The sequence below is a fragment of the Kitasatospora sp. NBC_01246 genome, assembly GCF_036226505.1.
In the GTDB taxonomy this organism is placed as follows: domain Bacteria; phylum Actinomycetota; class Actinomycetes; order Streptomycetales; family Streptomycetaceae; genus Kitasatospora.
Genome location: NZ_CP108484.1, coordinates 5,247,782 through 5,268,563 on the forward strand (window position 1 = coordinate 5,247,782; position 20,782 = coordinate 5,268,563).

Consider the following 20,782-nt stretch of genomic DNA (forward strand, 5'->3'; position numbering starts at 1 on the left):
GCGGAAGACATTTGATGACCGAAAGGCGGCCGCCCATGGCCAACGACCAGCGCGACACCCCCGCGTCGACCACGGAGGCCGCTGCGGAGGCGGGCGCGGCCGTCGAGGGCGCGGTGGCCGCGTCCCCGGACCAGGCCGAGTACACCGAGCCGACCGCCGACCGGAAGGCGGACCTGGAGGACGACCTCTTCGGGGGCGAGGCCGACCGGATCGTCGAGCCGGTCGCGCCGAAGACCGAGAAGGACGGGCCGTACGAGCCCCAGGGCGTCATCGCCAGCCGTCCGTAGTCGTTCGGAAGCCGGTGCCCCGTACCCCGCGCTCGGTGGGGCGCGGGGCGCTCGTCGTTCTGCCCGGCGCCGCGTCCCCTCCCACCGGGGCCACCGCCGGCTCCGGCGGCCGGGCCCCTCAGGCGACCCGGCTCTCGTTGAGGCGCGAGTCCTGGTTGCGGGCGGCGAGCCGGGCGCTCAGCCGGGCCCGGCTCTCCGGCGCGGTCCGGGGGCGGGGCGGCCCGGGGGCCGGGCCGGGGTCGTCGGGGGACGGGTCGGGTGCCGGGCCGACGCGGTCGGGTGGGGCGGTCCACTCGCGGCCGCCGCCCGGGGGCCGCAGGTAGTGCTCTCCGCCGAGGGTGTCCATGTAGATGCCAGTGCGTCCGGTCCTGGTGTCGAGGACGAGTTCACCCACACGCGGTCGGTAGGCCGCGGCGTTGCGCTTACGGGTGCTCACCGCAGTGCTCCTTGCTCTGCTGCGGACGCGGCGGTGGATGCGCCGGTCCTGGTCGCTGTCGGTGCCTGTGTTCTGCTCGGCGACTACCCAGCATCTCTAGAGAAGCTAATATCTCTAGAGATGTCAACGGGCCCGACCGGTCATACCGACGTACCGGCGGCCGGCGGTGGGCCTACGATTTCCGCGAGGACGAGGGAGCAGGCGATGGTCGGCAGCAGCGGCGGGAAACGGCCCAAGTACCAGCGGATCGCCGACGCGCTCAAGGCGGCCATCGACACCGGGGAGTACCGCGCCGGCGACCGGCTGCCCGGCGAGAACGACCTCATGGAGACCTACGGCGTGGCCCGGATGACGGCCCGCCAGGCGCTCGGCGTCCTGCAGAGCGAGGGCATCGCCGAGGCGCGCAAGGGCGCCGGGGTCTTCGTCCGGGACTTCCGGCCGCTGCGGCGGCGCGGCATCCAGCGGCTCGCGCAGGGGCAGTGGGGATCGGGACGGTCCATATGGTCGGCGGACATCGACAACCGGACGCTGGTGGTGGACCAGGTGTCGGTCACCGAGCAGGGCGCGCCGGAGCACGTGGCGCGGGTGCTCGGGGTCGATCCGGGGGCGCCGATGTGCGTGCGGCACAGACGGTTCGTGCTGGACGGCAAGCCGGTGCTGCTCTCCACGTCCTACCTGCCGGCGGAGCTGGTCGCCGGGACGGCGATCACCCGGGAGGACACCGGGCCGGGCGGTACCTATGCGCGGCTGGCCGAGATCGGCGCCAAGCCGGTGCACTTCCGCGAGGAGGTCCGGTCGCGGATGCCCAGCGCGGAGGAGGGCGTCCGGCTGGAGCTGTCGGCGGGCACGCCGGTCATCCTGATATGCCGCACCGCCTTCGCCGACGAGGGCCAGGTCGTCGAACTCAACGAGATGACGCTCGACGCGGCGTCCTACGTGCTGGAGTACGACTTCGACGCCTGAGCGCCCGCGTGCCTGACCGCGTGAGCCCCCCGCGCGCGCCCGCCCCGGTCGCGGAGTTCGCGGCCGGGGCGGTCGGGGCGGACGGCGGAGCGCCCGGCCGCTACTCCTTGGAGCGCACCCGCAGGCTGGTGATCAGCGGGCCCTCGGTGGTCTCGCGGAAGAAGTCGTTGCCCTTGTCGTCCACCACGATGAAGGCCGGGAAGTCCACGACCTCGATGCGCCAGACGGCCTCCATGCCCAGCTCCGCGTACTCCAGCACCTCGACCTTCTTGATGCAGTCCTGGGCCAGCCGGGCCGCCGGGCCGCCGATGGAGCCGAGGTAGAAGCCGCCGTGCGCGGCGCAGGCGTCGGTGACCTGCTTGCTGCGGTTGCCCTTGGCGAGCATCACCATCGAGCCGCCGGCCGCCTGGAACTGGTCGACGTAGGAGTCCATCCGGCCGGCCGTGGTGGGGCCGAAGGAGCCGGAGGCGAAGCCCTCGGGGGTCTTAGCCGGGCCGGCGTAGTAGACCGGGTGGTCCTGGAGGTACTTGGGCATGCCCTCGCCGGCGTCCAGCCGCTCCTTGATCTTGGCGTGCGCGATGTCGCGCGCGACCACGAGCGTGCCGGTGAGCGAGAGCCGGGTCTTGACCGGGTACTTGGACAGCTCGCTCCGGATCGCGGCCATCGGCTGGTCGAGGTCGATGCGCACCACGTCGTCGTCGAGGTGCTCGTCGGTGGTGTCCGGCAGGTACTTCGCCGGGTCGGTCTCCAGCTGCTCCAGGAAGACGCCCTCGGCGGTGATCTTGCCCAGCGCCTGGCGGTCGGCCGAGCAGGAGACGGCCATCGCGACCGGCAGCGAGGCCCCGTGCCGCGGCAGCCGGACGACGCGCACGTCGTGGCAGAAGTACTTGCCGCCGAACTGCGCGCCGATACCGATCCGCTGGGTGAGCTCGGTGACCTTGGCCTCCAGGTCCAGGTCCCGGAACCCGTGCCCGGTACGGGCGTTGCCCTCGGTCGGCAGGTTGTCCAGGTAGTGCGCGGAGGCGTACTTGGCGGTCTTCAGCGCGAACTCCGCGCTGGTGCCGCCGATCACGATGGCCAGGTGGTACGGCGGGCAGGCGGCGGTGCCGAGCGAGCGGATCTTCTGCTCCAGGAACGAGAGCATGCTGGCCTCGTTCAGGATCGCCTTGGTCTCCTGGTACAGGTACGACTTGTTGGCCGAGCCGCCGCCCTTGGCCATGAACAGGAACTTGTAGGCGTCGCCGTCGGTCGCGTACAGCTCGATCTGGGCCGGCAGGTTGTTGCCGGTGTTCTTCTCGTCCCACATGGTCACGGGGGCCATCTGCGAGTACCGCAGGTTGAGCTTGGTGTACGCGTCGTAGACGCCGTGCGCGATCGCGCTCTCGTCGCCGCCCCGGGTCAGCACGGACTGGCCGCGCTTGCCCATGACGATCGCGGTACCGGTGTCCTGGCACATCGGCAGGATGCCGCCGGCCGAGATGTTGACGTTCTTCAGCAGGTCCAGCGCGACGAAGCGGTCGTTCGGGCTGGCCTCCGGGTCGTCCAGGATGCGCCGCAGCTGGGCGAGGTGGGCGGGGCGCAGGTAGTGCGAGATGTCGTGCATCGCCTCGGCGGTGAGCAGCCGCAGGGCCTCGGGCTCGACCTGGAGGAAGGTGCGACCGCCGGCCTCGAAGGTGGAGACACCCTCGGAGGTCAGCTTGCGGTACGGGGTCGGGTCAGCGCCCAGGGGGAGCAGGTCGCTGTACTCGAAATCCGGCGTGGGAGCCATGGGGGCGGTCCTTAGTGTTCCAGTGATGCGGCTGCGTCGGCGAAGCACCCTCAAGGGTAGGACCCGCCGGAACGTCGCACGCGGACAGGTCGGCCTGCGTGACCGGGGTCACTCGTACACGCGTACGGGACTTGCCCGGTTGACTAGGCTTGGGCCGTGGACAACTCGCCGTCGCAGGACGACCAGGGGCAGTCGCCCGTAGCCATCACCAAGCCGGGGGGCGAGCCGCCCGCCCGGGTCGACCGGACCCCGGTCGCCGAGGCCGAGATGCGGGCCTCGGACGCCGACCGCGAGCGGGTCGCGGAGCTGTTGCGCGACGCCTATGCCGAGGGCCGCCTGAACGTGGACGAGCACGCCGAGCGGATCGAGGCCGCCTACGGGGCCAAGACGCTGGGCGACCTCGTGCCGCTCACCCGGGACCTCCCCGCGCACCGGTCGATCTCCTTCGAGAAGGCCCCGCTGGGCGCGCCGGAGGCCCGGCCGTCCGGCCCGGTGCGGCTGCCGGCGCGGCACGAGGCGCCGACCATGGTGGCGATCTTCGGCGGGGCCTCCCGCCGGGGCCGCTGGCGGGTCGGCTCGCACCTGCGGGCGGTCGCGGCGTTCGGCGGGGTCGAGATCGACCTGACGGATGCCGTCTTCGAGTCGCCCGAGGTGGAGATCGAGGTGATCGCCATCTTCGGCGGCGTCGAGATCAAGGTGCCGGAGAACGTCAGCCTGCACGGCAGCGGGGTCGGCATCTTCGGTGGCTTCGACGTCAAGGAGCAGACCGCGGCCGACCCGTACGCGCCGGTCGTCCGGGTCAAGGGCGCCGCGGTGTTCGGGGGTTGCGAGGCGAAGCCGCGCAAGGGCAAGAAGCTCAAGGAGTGGGTGCGCAAGCAGCTCGGCACCGACTAGGGGCCCGCTGCGGGCCGCTGACCTGCGCAGGGCCGGACCGAGTGCCCGGGCGGGAACAACTCCCGCCCGGGCACTCGGTGTTGCGGCGAGTGCAGGCTGTAGTCGATTGCGTGCAGTGTGCATGAATCGCGGTGCGGCAGGGTAGTTCCTCTCGCACATCGCTTCTTGTACGGCTGCGCACCGGAGGCGGCCTGAGGCCGGCTCGGGGGGTGAAGAGCGGGGGCTCGCAGCCGGACAGGGGAGCGAGCTTCCCCGTGTCCGAGAGCCTCGTCAGGAGTACGGCCGTGCTGCATCCGATCGAGTCCCGCACCACTTCGCCCGTCGCCGCCGCCCGGGTGCTGGAGCGCCCGCCGGTTGCCCAGTCGCAGGGCGACGACAATCCCTGGCACACCGGCGCGGCCTGCCGGCGGGACGAGGTGGGCCTGTTCTTCGCTCCTTCCAAGGAGCCGACGGCGGCCCGGCTCTCGCGCGAGGAGCGGGCGAAGCAGGTCTGCGCGCGCTGCCCGGTGCTGCTGGAGTGCCGCGAGCACGCGCTGGCGCAGCCGGAGCCGTACGGGGTGTGGGGCGGGCTGACGGCCGCCGAGCGCCGGGTGGTGCTGGCCCGCCGGCGGCGCCGGGAGACCGACCTGCACGAGGCCGCCCGGATCCCGGCCGCCCGCAGCCGCATCGCGGGCTGACCGGGCTGACCGGGCGACGGGCGGTACGCGAGGCGCCCGGCGCGGTACGCGAACGCCCCGCGGCTTCGGCGAAGGGGGATTTCGCCGAAGCCGCGGGGCATTGGAACGCGGCCGGGAGCCGGTTCAGTTGGCGCGGTCGAAGTCGATCGCGCTGTACGCCCGCAGCTTGGACAGCTTGTGGGTCGAGTGGATCTCCCGGATCGTGCCGCTCTTGGAGCGCATCACCAGCGAGCTGGTGGTGGCGGTCTCCTGGCGGTAGTGCACGCCGCGCAGCAGCTCGCCGTCGGTGATGCCGGTGGCGACGAAGAACACGTTCTCGCCGCTGACCAGGTCGTCGGTGGTGAGCACCCGGTCCAGGTCGTGGCCCGCGTCGAGGGCCTTCTGGCGCTCGGCCTCGTCCTTGGGCCAGAGCCGGCCCTGGATGACGCCGCCCATGCACTTCATCGCGCACGCCGCGATGATGCCCTCGGGGGTGCCGCCGATGCCCATCAGGAGGTCGACGCCGGTGCCCTCGCGGGCCGCCATGATGGCGCCGGCCACGTCGCCGTCGGAGATGAACTTGATCCGGGCACCCGCCTCGCGGATCTCCTGGACCAGGCCCTCGTGGCGCGGCCGGTCGAGGATGACCACGGTGACGTCCTCGACGGCGCTGCCCTTGGCCTTGGCGACCCGGCGGATGTTGACGGCCGCCGGCGCGGTGATGTCGACGAACTCGGCGGCCTCCGGGCCGGCCACGAGCTTGTCCATGTAGAACACGGCGCTCGGGTCGAACATGGTGCCGCGGTCGGCCACGGCCAGCACGGCCACGGCGTTGTTCATGCCCTTGGCGGTCAGGGTGGTCCCGTCGACCGGGTCCACCGCGACGTCGCACTCGGCGCCGGTGCCGTCGCCGACCCGCTCGCCGTTGTAGAGCATCGGTGCTTCGTCCTTCTCGCCCTCGCCGATGACGACGACACCGTTCATGGAGACGGTGGAGACGAGGGTGCGCATGGCCTTGACGGCGGCGCCGTCGGCGCCGTTCTTGTCGCCACGGCCGACCCAGCGGCCGGCGGCCATCGCGGCCGCCTCGGTGACCCGGACGAGCTCGAGCGCGAGGTTCCGGTCCGGAGCCGCGGGAGCGACCTCAAGGGCGCTGGGGAGATTGTGCGGGTACTGCGTGGTCATCGTCGTTACCTCTCTGTACGCGACGGCCAGTAAGCGCCCGACTACTGCCAGGTCGAACGCCGTGGTGAGGGTCCTGCGATCGTATCTGCCCAAGAGATGACTGTCTGTGGCGCGGGTCGCCACCCCCGGTCGGAATCGGCCCGTTCGTCCCGGATCACCCATACGTGGGCACCCCCGGGTGCCGGTGTCCCGTAAGGGATGAGTCACCATGTGGGGGTGGCTGGAGAGAGCAAGGGCATGAGGAGCCGGCAGTCGGTACGGGACATGGTCCTGTCGATGCTGGCCGTCGGTTTGGTGGTCTGGGTCGGGTACCTGTTCCTGCCGCACGACGCCGGCGGCGACGGGGTGCGCACGGTCGAGTACAAGGTGGCCGCGGCCTCGGCGAAGCGCGCCGCACCGTACCCGCTGCTCGCCCCGGAGGGCCTCTCCGACAAGTGGCGGGCCACCTCGGTCAAGTACGACCCGGCGTCGCTGGGCGGCGGCCGGGGCAACGCCTGGCACCTGGGCTTCGTCACCCCCGCCGGTCAGTACGCGGCGGTCGAGCAGAGCGACATCGCCCCGGGCTCGCTGGTCGGCTCGCTGGTGGCCGACGGCAAGCCGGACGGCAGCTCCGAGGTGGCCGGGCGGGTCTGGGAGCGGATCCAGGGCGGCAAGTCCCGCGCGCTCACCTTCCAGAGCGGCGGCGGCACCACCGTGCTCACCGGCACCGCCTCGTACGAGGAGCTGGCCGAGCTGGCGCAGGCGCTCAAGTAGCCAAGCGGCGGGCGGAGCCGGCTGCCCGGCGGTGGAACGCGCGGAAGGGCCCGCACCGGTCGAACGGTGCGGGCCCTTCCTGCGTGCCACCGGTCAGACGGTGGTGACGACCTCGTCGTAGGCCAGGCGCGGCGAACGCGGGAACCAGGCGTCCTCGCCCGGCTTGCCGATGTTCACCACGGCCAGCACCGAGTGCTCGCCGTCGGCGAAGAACTCCTTGTTGATGCCCTCGGCGTTGAAGCCGGTCATCGGGCCGGCGGCCAGGCCCGCGGCGCGCACGCCGATGATGAAGTAGCCGGCCTGCAGGGCGCCGTTCAGCACCGCGGAGGACTCGCGCACCGGACGCTCGGTGAAGAAGAGGTCCTTGGCCTGCGGGAAGTGCGGCAGCTGGGTCGGCAGCTCCTCGTGGAACTCGTTGTCCACGGCCAGGATGGCGACCAGCGGCGCGGCGGCGGTCTTCGCCTTGTTGCCGTCCGCCAGGTGCTGGACGAGGCGCTCGCGGCCCTCCGCCGAGCGGACCAGGACGACGCGCAGCGGCTGCTGGTTGAACGCGGTCGGGCCGAACTTCACCAGCTCGTAGATGGCCTGGATCTGCTCCTCGGAGACCGGCTCGTCGGTGAAGGTGTTCGCCGTGCGGGCGTCACGGAACAGCAGGTCCTGAGCGGCGGCGTCGAGTACCAGGGCGTCGGTGGTCATGCTTGTCTGCACCTCATGCGGGACGGGGTTCGTCGGTCGACCGGCGGCGCCGATCACTGGATCCCAACATGAGTGAAGATTCAACTGTTCCCCGGGGGCGTGTGACACGTGTCACTCCGGGGCGGCCCCGCCCTCCTCGGCGGCCAGCGCGGCGTCCAGCCGGGCCCGGGCGCCGTCCAGCCAGCGCTGGCAGACCTTCGCCAGCTGCTCGCCGCGTTCCCAGAGGGCCAGCGACTCCTCCAGCGACGTGCCGCCGTTCTCCAGCTGCCGGACGACCTCCAGCAGCGCGTCCCGGGCGTGCTCGTACCCCAGCGCGTCGTCGGGGGTCCGCGGCGCCGCCTCCACCTGCTCCTGCTCAGCCATGGAGCCAGCGTAGGGCGTGACGCCGACAGCGCCGTCCCACCACCGCCCGCGCGGCCGGCGGCTAGGGCTTGGCCGTGGGGCCGGCCGTCACGTCGAAGCCGCCGCCCGCCACCCGGGCGTGCAGCGCGTCGCCCGCCTCGACCTGGGCCGGATCGGTCACCACCGTGCCGTCCGCGCGCTGCAGCACCGCGTAGCCGCGCTCCAGGGTGGCCGCGGGGGAGAGGGCGACCACCCGGGCCAGGGTGTGCCCGAGGTCGCTCTGCGCGTGGTCCAGCCGGTGCCCGAGGGTGCGCCTGGCCCGCTCCAGCAAGGCCTCCACCTCCTGGCCGCGGCCGTCCAGCATCCGGCGCGGCGCGGCCAGCGCCGGGCGGCTTCGGACGCCGTCCAGCCCGTGCTGCTCCCGTTCGACCCGGCCGAGCACCTGCCGCCGGGCCCGGTCGCGCAGGGTCAGGACCTTCGTCAGCTCCTCGCCGACGTCCGGCACCACCCGTTTGGCCGCATCGGTCGGGGTGGAGGCGCGCAGGTCGGCGACGAAGTCCAGCAGCGGCTGGTCCGGCTCGTGCCCGATCGCGCTGACCACCGGCGTCCGGGCGGCCGCGACCAGCCGCACCAGGGCCTCGTCCGAGAACGGCAGCAGGTCCTCCACGCTGCCGCCGCCCCGGGCCACGATGATCACGTCCACCTCGGGGTGGTCGTCCAGCTCGCGCACCGCCGCGCCGACCCGCTCCACCGCGCTGACGCCCTGCACCGGCACGTTGCGCACCTCGAAGCGGACGGCCGGCCAGCGCCGCCGGGCGACCTCCAGGACGTCCCGCTCGGCGGCCGAGCCGCGCCCGGTGACCAGGCCGACGCACTGCGGCAGGAACGGCAGGGGCCGCTTGCGCTCGGCCGCGAACAGGCCCTCCCCGGCGAGGCGCCGCTTCAGCTGCTCCAGCCGGGCCAGCAGCTCGCCGAGCCCCACCAGCCGGATCTCGGCGGCCCGCAGCGACAGCTGGCCGCGCGCCCCGTACCACTCCGGCTTGGCGTGCACGATGACCCGCGAGCCCTCCTGCACCGCGTCGGCGACCTCGTCGAAGACGGAGCGGAAGCAGGTCACCGTCAGGGAGACGTCCGCCTGCGGGTCGCGCAGGGTCAGGAACACCACCCCCGCGCCCGGCCGCCGGCTGAGCTGGGTGATCTGGCCCTCCACCCAGACCGCGCCGAGCCGGTCGATCCAGCCGCCGATCAGCGCGGAGACCTTGCCGACCGGGAGCGGGGCTTCGGGGGAGCTGGTGTTGGCCATGCGTATGAGGCTAGCGGCGGATGCCGACAGGGAGGTCAGCGGCGGACCCCAGCGGCCGCGGCCCCCTGGACCAGCAGCACGACGAGCCCGACCGCCAGCCAGACGGCCCCGGTGAGCTGCGCGGTGGACGAGGCCTCGTAGACCACCGCGCCGATCACCGCGATGCCCAGCAGCGGCGCCACCAGGTGCCGCGCCCAGTCCCGCGAGCCGTGCTTCACCACGTACCAGCCGATCACCGAGGCGTGCAGCAGTGCGAAGGCCGTCAGCGCGCCGACGTTGACCACCGAGGTCAGCTGGTCCAGCCCGTCGTCCCGGTTCGCCGCCCAGACGGCCGCACCCATCGTGATCACCGCGGCCACCAGCAGCGCCCGGCGCGGCACCGCCGAGTCGGGGTCCACCGCGGCCAGGAAGCGCGGCAGCCGCCCCTCCCGTCCCATCGCGAAGACCAGCCGCCCGGCGGCCGCCTGCCCGGCCAGCGCCGCGAAGGCCGCGCCGATCGCCTTGCTCGCCGCCACCAGCACGTGCAGCCAGTGCCCGACCCCGCGCTCCACGGTGTCGTAGAAGGCCGAGCCCTGGGCGGCCGGATCCGCCGCCAGCTGCTGCGGGGTCAGCGGCTCCAGCAGCGCCGCCAGGTACGTCTGCAGCACGAACAGCACCCCGGCCAGGGCCAGGCACCAGAGCACCGCCCGCGCCACCGCGGCGGAGGCGCCGACCGCCTCCTCCACGAAGGTGGCGATCGCGTCGAAGCCCAGGTACGACAGGACGGCCACCGAGACGGCCGAGATCACGGCCGTCGGAGAGAAGCCGCCGACGGCCGTGAACGGCGTGTCCCAGCCGCGCTGCGCCCCGTCCCGGGCCAGCACCACCACGGCCGCCACCACGAAGACCGCCAGCACCGCGATCTCCAGCGCCAGCACCGCCAGGCCGACCACCGCCGCCGTCCGCACCCCGGCCAGGTTGAGCGCGGTGGTGACCACCACCGCCAGCGCCGTCCACACCCAGCGCGAGACGTCCGGGACCAGCGAGTTCAGGGCGATGCCGGAGAAGAGGTACGCCACCGCCGGGATCAGCAGGTAGTCCAGCATCGCCATCCAGCCGGCGATGAACCCCGGACCCTCGCCCAGCCCGGCCCGCGCGTAGGCGAACACCGAGCCGGTCCGCGGCACCGCCCGCACCATCTGGGCGTACGAGAGCGCGGTGAATCCCATCGCGACCGTGGCGGCCAGATAGACGGCCGCCACCGCGCCGTGGCTCTTGGCGTCCAGCACACCGAACACGCCGACCGGGGCCATCGGGGCGATGAACAGGAGCCCGTAGACCATCAGATCGCGCACGCCCAGGCTGCGCCGCAGGCCGCCGTCGTCGACTCGATCGCTCATCACGTCCACATTTGAGCACCGGTGACCGGATCCGGCTCGAAGGCGCCTTCCGTCGGCGCGGCTCGCCGCCGCCCGTACGATGGAGCCATGTCCAACACCGCGCAGCGCCGTGTCCTGCTCGCCGCCCCCCGGGGCTACTGCGCGGGCGTCGACCGCGCCGTGATCGCCGTGGAGAAGGCCCTGGAGCAGTACGGGGCGCCGATCTACGTCCGCAAGCAGATCGTCCACAACAAGTACGTGGTGCAGACCCTGGAGAAGCGGGGCGCGATCTTCGTCGACGAGACGGAGGAGGTGCCCGAGGGTTCGATCGTGGTGTTCTCCGCGCACGGCGTCGCGCCGTCCGTCCACGACGAGGCCAAGGAGGGCCGGCTCGCCACCATCGACGCCACCTGCCCCCTGGTCACCAAGGTGCACAAGGAGGCCGTCCGCTTCGCCGACGAGGGCTTCGACATCCTGCTGGTGGGCCACGAGGGCCACGAGGAGGTCGTCGGCACCATGGGCGAGGCCCCGGACCGGATCCACCTGGTGGACGGTGCCGAGGACGTCGCCAACGTCGAGGTCCGCGACGAGTCCAAGGTCGTCTGGCTCTCCCAGACCACGCTCTCGGTGGACGAGACCATGGCGACCGTCGGCGAGCTGAAGAAGCGCTTCCCGCTGCTGGTCAGCCCGCCCAGCGACGACATCTGCTACGCCACCCAGAACCGCCAGGTCGCCGTCAAGCAGATGGCGTCCGAGACGGACCTGCTGATCGTGGTCGGCTCCAGGAACTCCTCCAACTCGGTCCGCCTGGTCGAGGTCGGCCTGGAGTACGGCGCCAAGGCCGCCCACCTGGTGGACTTCGCCGACGAGATCCAGGAGTCCTGGCTGGACGGCGTCACCACGGTCGGCCTGACCAGCGGCGCCTCGGTGCCGGAGATCCTGGTCGACGGCGTCCTGGAGTGGCTGGCCGCGCGCGGCTACGGCGACGTGTCGACCGTCAAGACCGCCGAGGAGCACCTGACCTTCTCGCTGCCCAAGGAACTCCGCCGCGACCTGCGCGCCGAGGCCGCCGGCAAGCTGTAACGGACCTCCCGGGAACCCGGTGCCCCGCGCGGGCGCCGGGTTCTCCGCTGCGCGCGGCCGTGCGCGCCCGGCCGCGCTCTCGTAGTTTTGTACACAGCTGTGCACAGGCCTGTGGACAACGGTTACGCGGAGGGCGGTCGTCATGACGGCGGTATTCGGTGTGGACATCGGCGGTTCGGGCATCAAGGGTGCTCCCGTCGACCTCGCCCGGGGCGTGCTCGCCCAGGAGCGGCACAAGGTCCTCACCCCGCAGCCCTCGGCCCCGGAGGCCGTGGTCGCCGCCGTCCGCGAGGTGGTCCGGCACTTCGACCACCAGGGACCGGTCGGGCTGACCTTCCCCGGGGTGGTGGTGAACGGCCAGACCAGAACGGCGGCCAACGTCGACAAGGGCTGGATCGGCCTGGACGCGGCGGGCCTGTTCCGCGAGGCGCTCGACCTGCCGGCCGTGGTGCTCAACGACGCCGACGCGGCGGGTCTCGCCGAGACCGTCCACGGGGCCGGCCGCGACCAGCAGGGCGTCGTCCTCGTGCTGACCTTCGGCACCGGCATCGGCAGCGCGCTCTTCGTGGACGGCGCACTGGTGCCCAACACCGAGCTGGGCCACCTGGAGCTGCGCGGCAAGGACGCCGAGCGGCGGGCCTCCTCGGCCGCCAAGGAGCGGCACGACCTGAGCTGGGAGCAGTGGGCCGGGCGGGTCGACGAGTACCTCGACCTGGTGGAGATGCTCTTCTCGCCGCAGCTGATCGTGATCGGCGGCGGGGTGAGCCGCAAGCACGAGAAGTTCCTGCCGGTGCTGCGCGAGCGCGAGGCGCGGGTGGTCCCGGCCGAGCTGCGCAACGACGCGGGGATCGTCGGCGCGGCCATGGCGGCGGCCCGGGCCTCCACCGGCTGACCGGTCCGGCCTTCGCGGCCGCGTACGGTGCCGGGTCGGGGAGTGGGCCGGGGGCGGGTCGGGCCGGGTCGGGGGCGGGAAGTCGGCCGGTCCGACGTCCCACTCCTCAGCGGTCGCGGTGGATCCGCCGCTGGGCCACGAAGCGGGCGAGCACGATGGCCGCGGCCAGGCCGGTGCCGGTGAAGAGCCAGCCGGCCCGCGTCGCGAGACCGGTCGCCAGCGCCACCACCTGGGCCGTCAGGCCCGAGGAGGTGACCGGGCCGAGCAGCAGCAGGGCGACGGCGAAGGCGATCGGGCCGCTGATCGGGGCGGCCAGCAGGTCGGCGAAGCGCACCCGGACGGCCAGCTGGAAGCAGATGACCAGGTAGCCGATGCCGAACAGCACCCCGAGACCGCCGAAGAGCATCCGGTCCACGCCCGCCAGGGCGACGGTCGCGACCGTCGCGGCCACGCCGGTGCCGATCGCGGTCAGCCGGGTCGGCCGCCCGGTGCGCCGGCGCCCGTAGAGCCGGCTGTCCGGGTGGCCGCCGCGGCGGGCGCCGCCCCGTTCGCCGCCGCGGGCGTCGTCCCGGGCGTCCTCGCGCTCGCCGGTGCGCGGTCCGAACGGCAGGCGCAGCCCGGTCCGGCCCGCGCCCGGGCGGCCGCGCTCGGCTCCGCCGGCCACGGCGCGTAGCCGGGAGGCGGGTGCGGCGGAGCCCTCGTCGGTCTCGGGGGCCCGCCCGGGCCCGGGGACGGCGGCCCCGGCCGCGCCGTTAGGCGGTCGGCGTCTGGGCCCTGGCGGCTGAGTTCGGATGCGCTGCTCCACCCACCCAACGTACGGTCCGATCATCGCCACACTGTGTAATGGGCCACAGGACCTTGCTCCGTGTCTCCGGACGGAGTACTGGTGTGATCGTCGCTCAACTCGACCATGGGGGGCTCATGACCGGCGGATTCGCCTTCGAACGCCTGCACCACGTGCAGCTCGACATCCCGGCCGGCGCCGAGGACGAGTGCCGCGCCTTCTGGCACGGCGTCCTGGGCATGGCCGAGCTGACCAAGCCCCCGGTCCTGGCCGCCCGCGGCGGCTGCTGGTTCCGGGGCGGCGGGGTGGAGGTGCACCTGGGCGTCGTTCCGGAGTTCCGTCCGGCCCGCAAGGGCCACCCGGGGATCCAGGTGCGCGCCCTGGACGCGCTCGCCGAGCGGCTGGCCGCGCACGGCCACGAGGTCGTCTGGGACGACGCCCTGCCGGGTCACCGCCGGTTCCACTCCAGCGACCGGTTGTGGGCAACCGCCTGGAGTTCCTGGAGCCGCTGCCGGTGGACGCGGGCGCCTGACCCGCTGCCCGTAGACTGGGCGATCGGCCCGCACGGTGCCGACCCAACTCCTCCAAGCCCACGGGACTGCGCTTCATGTCGCTCACGATCGGAATCGTCGGCCTGCCGAACGTCGGCAAGTCGACCCTGTTCAACGCCCTGACCAAGAACGACGTGCTGGCGGCCAACTACCCGTTCGCCACCATCGAGCCGAACGTCGGCGTCGTCGGTGTCCCGGACGCCCGGCTGAAGAAGCTCGCCGAGATCTTCGGCTCGCAGCGGATCCTCCCGGCGACCGTGGACTTCGTGGACATCGCGGGCATCGTGCGCGGCGCCTCGGTCGGCGAGGGCCTGGGCAACAAGTTCCTGGCGAACATCCGTGAGTCCGACGCGATCTGCCAGGTCATCCGGGCCTTCGTCGACCCGGACGTGGTGCACGTCGACGGCAAGGTCTCGCCGAAGGACGACATCGAGACCATCAACACCGAGCTGATCCTCGCCGACCTCCAGTCGATCGAGAAGGTGCTGCCGCGGCTCCAGAAGGAGGCCCGGCTCAAGAAGGAGTCGGCCGCCACGCTGGCCGCCGCCGAGGCCGCCCAGAAGATCCTGGAGACCGGCAAGACCCTCTTCGAGGTGGGCTTCGACGCCTCCTCGGTGCGCGAGCTGCACCTGCTCACCACCAAGCCCTTCCTCTACGTCTTCAACGTCGACGAGGACGAGCTGGTCGACGAGGAGTTCAAGGAGGCCCAGCGCGCCCTGGTCGCCCCCGCCGAGGCCATCTTCCTGAACGCCAAGATCGAGTCCGAGCTGATCGGCATGGACGAGGACGAGGCGCTGGAGCTCCTCCAGTCCATGGGCCAGGAGGAGACCGGTATGGCCACCCTCGGCCGGGTCGGCTACGAGACCCTCGGCCTGCAGAGCTACCTCACCGCGGGCCCCAAGGAGACCAGGGCCTGGACCATCAAGAAGGGCGCCACCGCCCCCGAGGCCGCCGGTGTGATCCACACCGACTTCCAGAAGGGCTTCATCAAGGCGGAGATCATCTCCTTCGACGACCTGGTCGCCTGCGGCTCCATCGCCGAGGCCCGCAGCAAGGGCAAGGCCCGCATCGAGGGCAAGGAATACCTCATGCAGGACGGCGACGTCGTGGAGTTCCGCTTCAACGTGTGATCAAACCATTACTGCATGTCAACTGATTTTGACAAGTGTGCAGGTCAGAGAGGGGCGGACTCCCCGGAGTCCGCCCCTCTCCTCGTTTCCGTGCTGACTTGGTGCTGACTTGCGGGAGTCCGTACCGGCCATCGATCCGCCCGGAAGCTCTCGCTTGAGTGGTACGTTATCCGGTACTACTCGCCGAAGGGGTACGCCCATGTCCATCACCGCGAGCGAGGCCCGCAGGGATCTCTTCCCGTTGATCAAGAAGGTCAACGAGGATCATGACGCCATCGAAATCGTGTCCAAGCACGGAAATGCCGTGCTCATCTCCGCCGAGGATTACGCCTCCTTGCGGGAGGGCTCCTACCTCTTGCGTTCGCCGGCGAACGCGCGTCGCCTGCTGAAGGCGTACGACAATGCGTTGAACGGCATAGGGCTCTCCGAGCGCACGCTCATCGACCCCGACTCGGCTGATGCCGGGCGGGGTGTCGAGTGAGGCTCGTCTTCGAAGAACAGGGCTGGGAGGACTGCACGTCCTGGCTCAAGAACGATCGCAAGATGCTCGCGAGGACCAACAAGCTCATCGAGGACGTCCTGCGCGATCCGTTCACAGGGATCGGCAAGCCCGAGCCGCTGAAGTACCACCTGCCAGGGGCCTGGTCGCGGCGGATCGATGACGAGCATCGCCTCGTCTATCTGGTCACTGACCGGGAAATCATCATCCTGGCGGCCCGCTACCACTACTGACCCGGCCCTGGCGTGCTGTCACGGTGCTGATTCCGTGCTGACTTGGGCCCTCGGAATCGACGTTTTCGCAGGTCACAGCGTTGCGGTGGACGTTCCGCTTCAACGTGTAGCCGTTCGCTCGCTGTGCGCCAGTTGACCGGTCAAGCGCGTAGCTAGGAAGGGGTCGGACTCTGTCGAGTCCGACCCCTTCGTCGGTACCGGGCCGGAGGGGTGGTCGCGGCGGATCGATACGAGCACCGCCTGGTCCATCCGGTCACCGACCGGGAAGTCGTCATCCTGGCGGCCCGCTCTCACGATTGGTCCCCGGTGGCGCCGTCAGGCGATGTGCACAGTGAGGGTGCCGTCGGGGCCGGGGGTGACGGTGACCTGCTCCAGGGTGGGGGCGTGGGCGGTGGTGCGGTGGGCCGTGGCGCGGGGGCCGATGCCGAGGACCGGGATGCCGGCGGCCACGGCGGCGGCGATTCCGGCCGAGGAGTCCTCCAGGGCGAGGCAGTCGGCGGGGGCGAAGCCGAGGGCGGCGGCGCCCTTGAGGAAGCCCTCGGGGTCCGGCTTGCTGGCGCCCACCGACTCGGCGGTGACGAGGACCGGCGGCAGCGGGAGGCCGGCGGCGGCCATCCGGACGCGGGCGAGCGGTTCGTCGGCGGAGGTGACCAGGGCGTGCGGCAGGTCGGCCAGTGAGGCGAGGAAGGGGGCCGCGCCGGGGATCGGGACGACGCCCTTGACGTCGGCCTTCTCCTCGGCGAGCATCCGGTCGTTGTCGGCGCGGTTGAGCGCGACCGGGCGGTCGGGCAGCAGGGCGGCCATGGTGGCGTGGGCCTGGCGGCCGTGCGCGAGCCGGAGCACCTCGGCGGGGTCGAGGCCGTTCGTCGCGGCCCAGCGGCGCCAGCAGCGCTCGACCACGGCGTCGGAGTTGACCAGGGTGCCGTCCATGTCCAGCAGGAGGGCGCGGGTGGTCAGGGTGAGGGGGGTGGGCATGCGGGGGCTCCTCGCGGGCGGCGGGCGGGCTTCCGAGTCTATTGTTCAGCAAGGATACAAAAGATCAACCCACCAGGTGCGCGTTGACCGCGCGGGCCTCCTCGGCCAGCTCCGGCAGCTCCACCACCTCGACGCCGGCCGCCTCCAGGAGTGCCGTCCCCTGGCAGTCGGTGACGAACAGGTCCGGCTCGCGCCAGGCGACGACCACCCGGGGCACGCCGGCCGCGATCAGCAGCCGGGCGCACGGCAGCGGCCGGGAGGCCCGCCGTCCGCAGGGCTCCAGCGAGCTGTAGACGGTCGCGCCGCGCAGTCGGGGATCGCCCGCCGGGAGCTTGGCGAGGGCGGCCTCCTCGGCGTGGTCCAGCGCGTCCGCCTCCCGGCTCCAGCCCTCGGCGAGCACCTTGCCGTCCGCGCCGACGATCACCGCGCCGACCGAGAAGGCGGTACTGGAGGGCGGGCAGCGACGCGAGAGCTCGACGGCCCGCCGCAGGTGTGCGAGGTCGGACGGTGCGCTGGTCACGGGGTGGACTCCTTCGGGGCGTACCTGAGCAGGACGACGTCGTCCACGGTACGTGCCTCCAGCAGGCGCATCCGGCGGGCCGGTCCGCCGGGGAAGGCCGCCGGCCGGACGAAGCGCGGCGCGTCCGCCTGTCCGACCAGCAGCGGGGCGACCGCCAGCTGGAGCTCGTCCGCCAGGCCCCGGGCCAGGAACTGGGTGTGCACGCCGCTCCCGCCCTCGACCATCAGCCGCCGCACCCCCCGGGCCCCGAGGTCGTCCAGGACCGCGCCCAGCTCCACCGTGCCGCCGAGGGCCACCACCTCGGCCAGCCCGTCAAGCGCCGGGCGGAGCACGGCGGCGCCGGCGTCCGAGGTGTAGGCGACCTTGTCGCCGCCGGTGTGCCAGAACCTGAGCGAACGGTCGAGGGCCCCGCTCGCGGTGAGGGTGACCTTCAGCGGGTACTCCGGTCGGCCGGCCGCGAGCCGGGCCGCCCGTCGGCCGGGGTCGTTGACCAGCAGCCGGGGGTTGTCCGCGCGCAGGGTGTTGCCGCCCACCAGGATCGCGTCGCTGGCGGCGCGCTCCGCGTCCACCCGGTCGAAGTCGGCGGGACCGGAGAGCAGCAGGCGGTCGGGGGAGGCGTCGTCGAGGTGTCCGTCGAGGGACATCGCGGCGCTCAGCAGGACGAAGGGGCGGCGGCCGGGCATGGTGAACCGTTCTGTCGGGAGCCCGTCCACGGTACGGGCCCCGGTCCTGCCCCCGCGCCGCGCGGGGGCAGGAGTTCGCCCGGTGGCCCGCCGGCGGAGGGGCGGCGTTCGCCGAGGGGGCCCACCGCGGTCCGGACCTCGCACCGCCCCTCAACTCGTGCTCCCCGCAAGGCGAAGCCCCCGCCCGGGCCCTGGGCGGGGGCTTTCGGGTGAATCGGTCGTTCGCCATGTGAGACGAATCTTCTCGCCATACGGGACAAGGGGTAGCGTCGGAGGCGTCGGAGGAACCGACCGCAGGGAACGCGACCGAACCCCAGGGGGACCGCCATGACCGGACCGCAGCCCACCGTCTACACGCACGGGCACCAGGAGCCCGTGCTGCGCTCGCACCGCTCCCGCACGGTGGCCAACTCGGCCGCCTATCTGCGGCCCGAACTGCGGCCGGGGCAGGCCGTGCTGGATGTCGGCTGCGGCCCCGGCACGATCACCGCCGAGCTGGCCGAACTGGTCGGCCCCACCGGGCGGGTGGTGGCCGTGGACACCTCGGCCGAGGTGCTGGAGTCGGCCGCCCGGTACGCGGCGGACCGGGGCCTGGCCAACGTGGTCTTCGAGATCGCCGATGTGCACGGACTGCCGTACGCGGACGGGGAGTTCGACGTGGTGCACGCCCACCAGGTGCTGCAGCACGTGGCCGACCCGGTGGGGGCGCTGCGGGAGATGCGCCGGGTCACGGCGGTGGGCGGCGTGGTCGCGGCCCGGGACGTCGACTACGCGACCATGACCTGGTACCCGCAGGTACCGGAGCTGGACCGCTGGCTGGCGCTGTACGGGCGGATCGCCCGGGCCAACGGCGGCGAGCCGGACGCCGGCCGACGGCTGCTGTCCTGGGCCCGGGAGGCCGGCTTCACCGACGTCACGGCGACGTCCAGCAGCTGGAGCTATGCGTCGCCCGAGCAGCGTGCCTGGTGGGGCGGGCTGTGGGCGGACCGGATCGTGGCGTCCGACATCGCCGACGCGGCGGTGGCCGAGGGGTACGCGGACCGGGCGGAGCTGGAGCGGATCTCGGCCGGGTGGCGGGCCTGGGTGGCCGCCGAGGACGGGTGGTTCGCGATGCTGCACGGCGAGGTGCTGGCGCGCCGCGGGTGAGCGGCGGGCGGCCGGAAAGGGCGGGAGGGTGTGCTCCAAGATCGGGTAAAGTCGCGCGTCCGTTCCCATCGCCCTAGCCGGTCCTCCGCTGGTCCGCCCGGTGGTCCGTCCGCGGAACGTTCGAGTCGAAACTGCCGAGCTGATGCCCGTGACCGGGCCGGGGGAGTCCACGTGTCCAAGCCCGAGTCCGACGCGCCCGTTCCCGGGCCGGAGGCCGTCGCACCGGAGGCCACCGCACCGGAGGCCACCGTGCCGGACGCCGCCGCACCCCACGCCGCACCGGCCGACACCCCGCCGGTGGACGCGGCACCGGCGGACCGGGTGGAGCTGACCAAGCCCGCGGCCCCCGCCGAACCCCCGGCACCGGCCACCGCTCCCGCCGCCGACCCGTGGGCCGCGCCGGGCGGGACCACCCCCGCTCCCGCCGCCGACCCGTGGGCCGCGCCCGGCGCCGACCCGTGGGCCGCCGCCGGGGGGCCGGTCCCGCCCGGGGCGCCGCCGGCCTCCGGCTGGGCCGCCGTCACGCCCGGCGCGATCTCCGGCTTCCAGCCCGGCTACGCCTACCTGGCGACCCCCGAGGTCACCAACGGCTTCTCCGTCGCCGCGCTGGTCACCGGCCTGCTCTGCATGTGGCCGCTCTCGCTCGCCTTCGGCATCGTCGCGCTGGTCCAGATACCCAAGCGCAACGAGCGCGGCCGGGGCATGGCGGTGACCGGTGTGGTGTTCGGTGTCCTCGGGGCGCTGGTCTCGCTGATCGCCTTCATCGGCCTGCTCGCCGCCGGGGTCGACGAGAGCACCCGCGCCGACCGTCCCGCCCGGTCCCCGAAGGCGCCGGCGGGCTCGGTGCTCTGGTCCTCGCTCAAGTCCGGCGACTGCTACAACCCCGCCGGTGGCGCCGACGGACGCGAGGACGGCGACCAGACGGTCCTCTGGGTGTTCAAGGCCCCCTGTGCGCTGCCGCACCACGGCGAGGTGGCCGGCACCGCCCGGATCCCGGAGAGCGGCGGGCTCGCCTACCCGGGCGAGAGCCGCGTCCGCGAGAGCGCCGCGGCGCTCTGCGGCCCGGTGCTCGCCGACTACGCCCTCGACTACTGGGCCGTGCCGGACGGCGTGGACGAGGTCTACCTGTTCCCGGGCCGCGCCAACTGGAAGTCCGGCGAGCGCTACGCCACCTGCGCCTTCGAGGACCGCGACGCCGAGCACCTGGGCAGCGTCCGCACCGACCGGGGCAAGCTGTCCCAGGCCCAGCTGGCCTACCTGGAGGCGGCCCTGGTCTACAACAAGGTCTCCTGGAGCGAGCCGGACGCCGAGGTCGCCGACGCCCGGCCCGAGTTCACCACCTGGGCGGGCAGGATGGCCGACGCCTCCCGCAAGGAGGCCGAGCAGCTGTCCGGGAGCACGGCGGCCTGGCCGGAGGGCGCCAAGCCGAAGGTGGCCGAGCTGGTGGCCGCCCAGCGCGCCGCCGCGACGGCCTGGGACGCCGCGGCCAAGGCCGTGGACGCGACCGCGCTCGAACGCGAGATCCGGCGGGCGAAGTCGCTGGTGGCCAAGGAGGCGAACTCGACCGTGGAGATCCGCCGGGAGCTCGGCCTCTCGACCGGCGAGCAGGTCGGCGAGATCCGGGTCTGACGGCGGCTGCGGGCCG

General features: G+C 72.9%; 21 protein-coding genes and 2 pseudogenes. 13 read left to right on the forward strand and 10 right to left on the reverse strand.

The window, feature by feature from the left end; translation table 11 throughout:
* Positions 1–35: 35 nt before the first annotated feature.
* Positions 36–287, forward strand: a complete 252-nt coding sequence (locus tag OG618_RS22900; protein WP_329489410.1) for a hypothetical protein — start codon at positions 36–38, stop codon at positions 285–287.
* Between the two features lie 118 nt (positions 288–405).
* On the opposite strand, the gene OG618_RS22905 is transcribed toward OG618_RS22900, so the two are convergent.
* Positions 406–723 (reverse strand): hypothetical protein, encoded by a 318-nt coding sequence (locus OG618_RS22905; protein WP_329489411.1) that lies wholly within the window; start codon positions 721–723, stop codon positions 406–408.
* Between the two features lie 204 nt (positions 724–927).
* On the opposite strand from OG618_RS22905, the gene OG618_RS22910 reads away from it, so the two are divergent.
* Positions 928–1,686 carry a GntR family transcriptional regulator gene (locus tag OG618_RS22910; RefSeq protein ID WP_329489412.1) on the forward strand — a complete coding sequence of 253 codons (759 nt, stop codon included), beginning with the start codon at positions 928–930 and terminating at the stop codon, positions 1,684–1,686.
* Between the two features lie 100 nt (positions 1,687–1,786).
* On the opposite strand, the gene OG618_RS22915 is transcribed toward OG618_RS22910, so the two are convergent.
* Positions 1,787–3,454, reverse strand: coding sequence for a fumarate hydratase (locus OG618_RS22915; protein WP_329489413.1), 1,668 nt, complete (start codon positions 3,452–3,454; stop codon positions 1,787–1,789).
* Positions 3,455–3,610: 156 nt separating this feature from the next.
* Here OG618_RS22915 and OG618_RS22920 point away from each other — a divergent pair, with 156 nt between their 5' ends.
* Together OG618_RS22920 and OG618_RS22925 are read left to right on the forward strand one after the other, a co-directional pair.
* On the forward strand, positions 3,611–4,348 hold the full coding sequence (locus tag OG618_RS22920) for a DUF1707 SHOCT-like domain-containing protein (protein WP_329489414.1): 738 nt from the start codon (positions 3,611–3,613) through the stop codon (positions 4,346–4,348).
* Between the two features lie 284 nt (positions 4,349–4,632).
* Entirely contained in the window at positions 4,633–5,025 is a 393-nt protein-coding gene (locus tag OG618_RS22925; protein WP_329489415.1) for a WhiB family transcriptional regulator, read from the forward strand.
* A gap of 123 nt (positions 5,026–5,148) precedes the next feature.
* Here the strand turns inward: OG618_RS22925 and glpX are convergent, their stop codons facing one another.
* The gene (gene glpX, locus OG618_RS22930) at positions 5,149–6,189 is read right to left on the reverse strand and encodes a class II fructose-bisphosphatase (protein WP_329489417.1); all 1,041 of its coding nucleotides are present in this window, start codon (positions 6,187–6,189) and stop codon (positions 5,149–5,151) included.
* Positions 6,190–6,426: 237 nt separating this feature from the next.
* On the opposite strand from glpX, the gene OG618_RS22935 reads away from it, so the two are divergent.
* Positions 6,427–6,942 carry a DUF4245 domain-containing protein gene (locus OG618_RS22935; RefSeq protein ID WP_329489418.1) on the forward strand — a complete coding sequence of 172 codons (516 nt, stop codon included), beginning with the start codon at positions 6,427–6,429 and terminating at the stop codon, positions 6,940–6,942.
* A 93-nt stretch (positions 6,943–7,035) separates the two neighbouring features.
* On the opposite strand, the gene OG618_RS22940 is transcribed toward OG618_RS22935, so the two are convergent.
* The 4 genes from OG618_RS22940 to OG618_RS22955 form a co-directional block, all read right to left on the reverse strand.
* Entirely contained in the window at positions 7,036–7,638 is a 603-nt protein-coding gene (locus OG618_RS22940; RefSeq protein WP_329489419.1) for a malonic semialdehyde reductase, read from the reverse strand.
* A 111-nt stretch (positions 7,639–7,749) separates the two neighbouring features.
* The gene (locus tag OG618_RS22945) at positions 7,750–8,001 is read right to left on the reverse strand and encodes an exodeoxyribonuclease VII small subunit (RefSeq protein WP_329489420.1); all 252 of its coding nucleotides are present in this window, start codon (positions 7,999–8,001) and stop codon (positions 7,750–7,752) included.
* Between the two features lie 61 nt (positions 8,002–8,062).
* On the reverse strand, positions 8,063–9,283 hold the full coding sequence (xseA, locus tag OG618_RS22950; protein WP_329489421.1) for an exodeoxyribonuclease VII large subunit: 1,221 nt from the start codon (positions 9,281–9,283) through the stop codon (positions 8,063–8,065).
* A gap of 35 nt (positions 9,284–9,318) precedes the next feature.
* Entirely contained in the window at positions 9,319–10,662 is a 1,344-nt protein-coding gene (locus OG618_RS22955; RefSeq protein WP_329489422.1) for an APC family permease, read from the reverse strand.
* Positions 10,663–10,749: 87 nt separating this feature from the next.
* Here OG618_RS22955 and OG618_RS22960 point away from each other — a divergent pair, with 87 nt between their 5' ends.
* Positions 10,750–11,724 carry a 4-hydroxy-3-methylbut-2-enyl diphosphate reductase gene (locus OG618_RS22960; RefSeq protein WP_329489423.1) on the forward strand — a complete coding sequence of 325 codons (975 nt, stop codon included), beginning with the start codon at positions 10,750–10,752 and terminating at the stop codon, positions 11,722–11,724.
* A 142-nt stretch (positions 11,725–11,866) separates the two neighbouring features.
* Entirely contained in the window at positions 11,867–12,616 is a 750-nt protein-coding gene (ppgK, locus tag OG618_RS22965) for a polyphosphate--glucose phosphotransferase (RefSeq protein ID WP_329489424.1), read from the forward strand.
* A 106-nt stretch (positions 12,617–12,722) separates the two neighbouring features.
* Here ppgK and OG618_RS22970 read toward each other — a convergent pair whose 3' ends face one another.
* The gene (locus OG618_RS22970; protein ID WP_329489425.1) at positions 12,723–13,280 is read right to left on the reverse strand and encodes a DUF6542 domain-containing protein; all 558 of its coding nucleotides are present in this window, start codon (positions 13,278–13,280) and stop codon (positions 12,723–12,725) included.
* Between the two features lie 257 nt (positions 13,281–13,537).
* Here OG618_RS22970 and OG618_RS22975 point away from each other — a divergent pair.
* The 4 genes and pseudogenes from OG618_RS22975 to OG618_RS22990 all read left to right on the forward strand — a co-directional run bounded on the left by OG618_RS22975 (position 13,538) and on the right by OG618_RS22990 (position 15,813).
* Positions 13,538–13,932, forward strand: a pseudogene (locus tag OG618_RS22975) (VOC family protein).
* A gap of 75 nt (positions 13,933–14,007) precedes the next feature.
* On the forward strand, positions 14,008–15,081 hold the full coding sequence (gene ychF, locus OG618_RS22980) for a redox-regulated ATPase YchF (protein WP_329489426.1): 1,074 nt from the start codon (positions 14,008–14,010) through the stop codon (positions 15,079–15,081).
* Between the two features lie 199 nt (positions 15,082–15,280).
* A complete protein-coding gene (locus OG618_RS22985) occupies positions 15,281–15,562 on the forward strand; it encodes a type II toxin-antitoxin system Phd/YefM family antitoxin (RefSeq protein WP_329489427.1) in 282 nt (93 codons plus the stop codon).
* A complete protein-coding gene (locus OG618_RS22990; RefSeq protein WP_329489428.1) occupies positions 15,559–15,813 on the forward strand; it encodes a Txe/YoeB family addiction module toxin in 255 nt (84 codons plus the stop codon). The genes OG618_RS22985 and OG618_RS22990 overlap by 4 nt, the downstream gene beginning before the upstream one ends.
* Before the next feature lie 315 nt (positions 15,814–16,128).
* Here the strand turns inward: OG618_RS22990 and OG618_RS22995 are convergent, their stop codons facing one another.
* Entirely contained in the window at positions 16,129–16,788 is a 660-nt protein-coding gene (locus OG618_RS22995; protein WP_329489429.1) for an HAD-IA family hydrolase, read from the reverse strand.
* A 64-nt stretch (positions 16,789–16,852) separates the two neighbouring features.
* Positions 16,853–17,991, reverse strand: a pseudogene (locus OG618_RS23000) (dihydrofolate reductase family protein).
* 327 nt (positions 17,992–18,318) lie between these two features.
* Here OG618_RS23000 and OG618_RS23005 point away from each other — a divergent pair.
* Positions 18,319–19,137, forward strand: a complete 819-nt coding sequence (locus OG618_RS23005) for a methyltransferase domain-containing protein (protein ID WP_329489430.1) — start codon at positions 18,319–18,321, stop codon at positions 19,135–19,137.
* A gap of 171 nt (positions 19,138–19,308) precedes the next feature.
* The gene (locus OG618_RS23010) at positions 19,309–20,766 is read left to right on the forward strand and encodes a DUF4190 domain-containing protein (RefSeq protein WP_329489431.1); all 1,458 of its coding nucleotides are present in this window, start codon (positions 19,309–19,311) and stop codon (positions 20,764–20,766) included.
* Positions 20,767–20,782 lie beyond the last annotated feature (16 nt).

Coding starts and splice junctions, on each gene's coding strand:
- OG618_RS22900 (WP_329489410.1), top strand. CDS start 36: ATGGCCAACGACCAGCGCGACACCCCCGCGTCGACCACGGAGGCCGCT.
- OG618_RS22910 (WP_329489412.1), top strand. CDS start 928: ATGGTCGGCAGCAGCGGCGGGAAACGGCCCAAGTACCAGCGGATCGCC.
- OG618_RS22915 (WP_329489413.1), bottom strand. CDS start 3,454: ATGGCTCCCACGCCGGATTTCGAGTACAGCGACCTGCTCCCCCTGGGC.
- glpX (WP_329489417.1), bottom strand. CDS start 6,189: ATGACCACGCAGTACCCGCACAATCTCCCCAGCGCCCTTGAGGTCGCT.
- OG618_RS22935 (WP_329489418.1), top strand. CDS start 6,427: ATGAGGAGCCGGCAGTCGGTACGGGACATGGTCCTGTCGATGCTGGCC.
- OG618_RS22940 (WP_329489419.1), bottom strand. CDS start 7,638: ATGACCACCGACGCCCTGGTACTCGACGCCGCCGCTCAGGACCTGCTG.
- OG618_RS22945 (WP_329489420.1), bottom strand. CDS start 8,001: ATGGCTGAGCAGGAGCAGGTGGAGGCGGCGCCGCGGACCCCCGACGAC.
- xseA (WP_329489421.1), bottom strand. CDS start 9,283: ATGGCCAACACCAGCTCCCCCGAAGCCCCGCTCCCGGTCGGCAAGGTC.
- OG618_RS22955 (WP_329489422.1), bottom strand. CDS start 10,662: ATGAGCGATCGAGTCGACGACGGCGGCCTGCGGCGCAGCCTGGGCGTG.
- OG618_RS22960 (WP_329489423.1), top strand. CDS start 10,750: ATGTCCAACACCGCGCAGCGCCGTGTCCTGCTCGCCGCCCCCCGGGGC.
- ppgK (WP_329489424.1), top strand. CDS start 11,867: ATGACGGCGGTATTCGGTGTGGACATCGGCGGTTCGGGCATCAAGGGT.
- ychF (WP_329489426.1), top strand. CDS start 14,008: ATGTCGCTCACGATCGGAATCGTCGGCCTGCCGAACGTCGGCAAGTCG.
- OG618_RS22985 (WP_329489427.1), top strand. CDS start 15,281: ATGTCCATCACCGCGAGCGAGGCCCGCAGGGATCTCTTCCCGTTGATC.
- OG618_RS22995 (WP_329489429.1), bottom strand. CDS start 16,788: ATGCCCACCCCCCTCACCCTGACCACCCGCGCCCTCCTGCTGGACATG.
- OG618_RS23005 (WP_329489430.1), top strand. CDS start 18,319: ATGACCGGACCGCAGCCCACCGTCTACACGCACGGGCACCAGGAGCCC.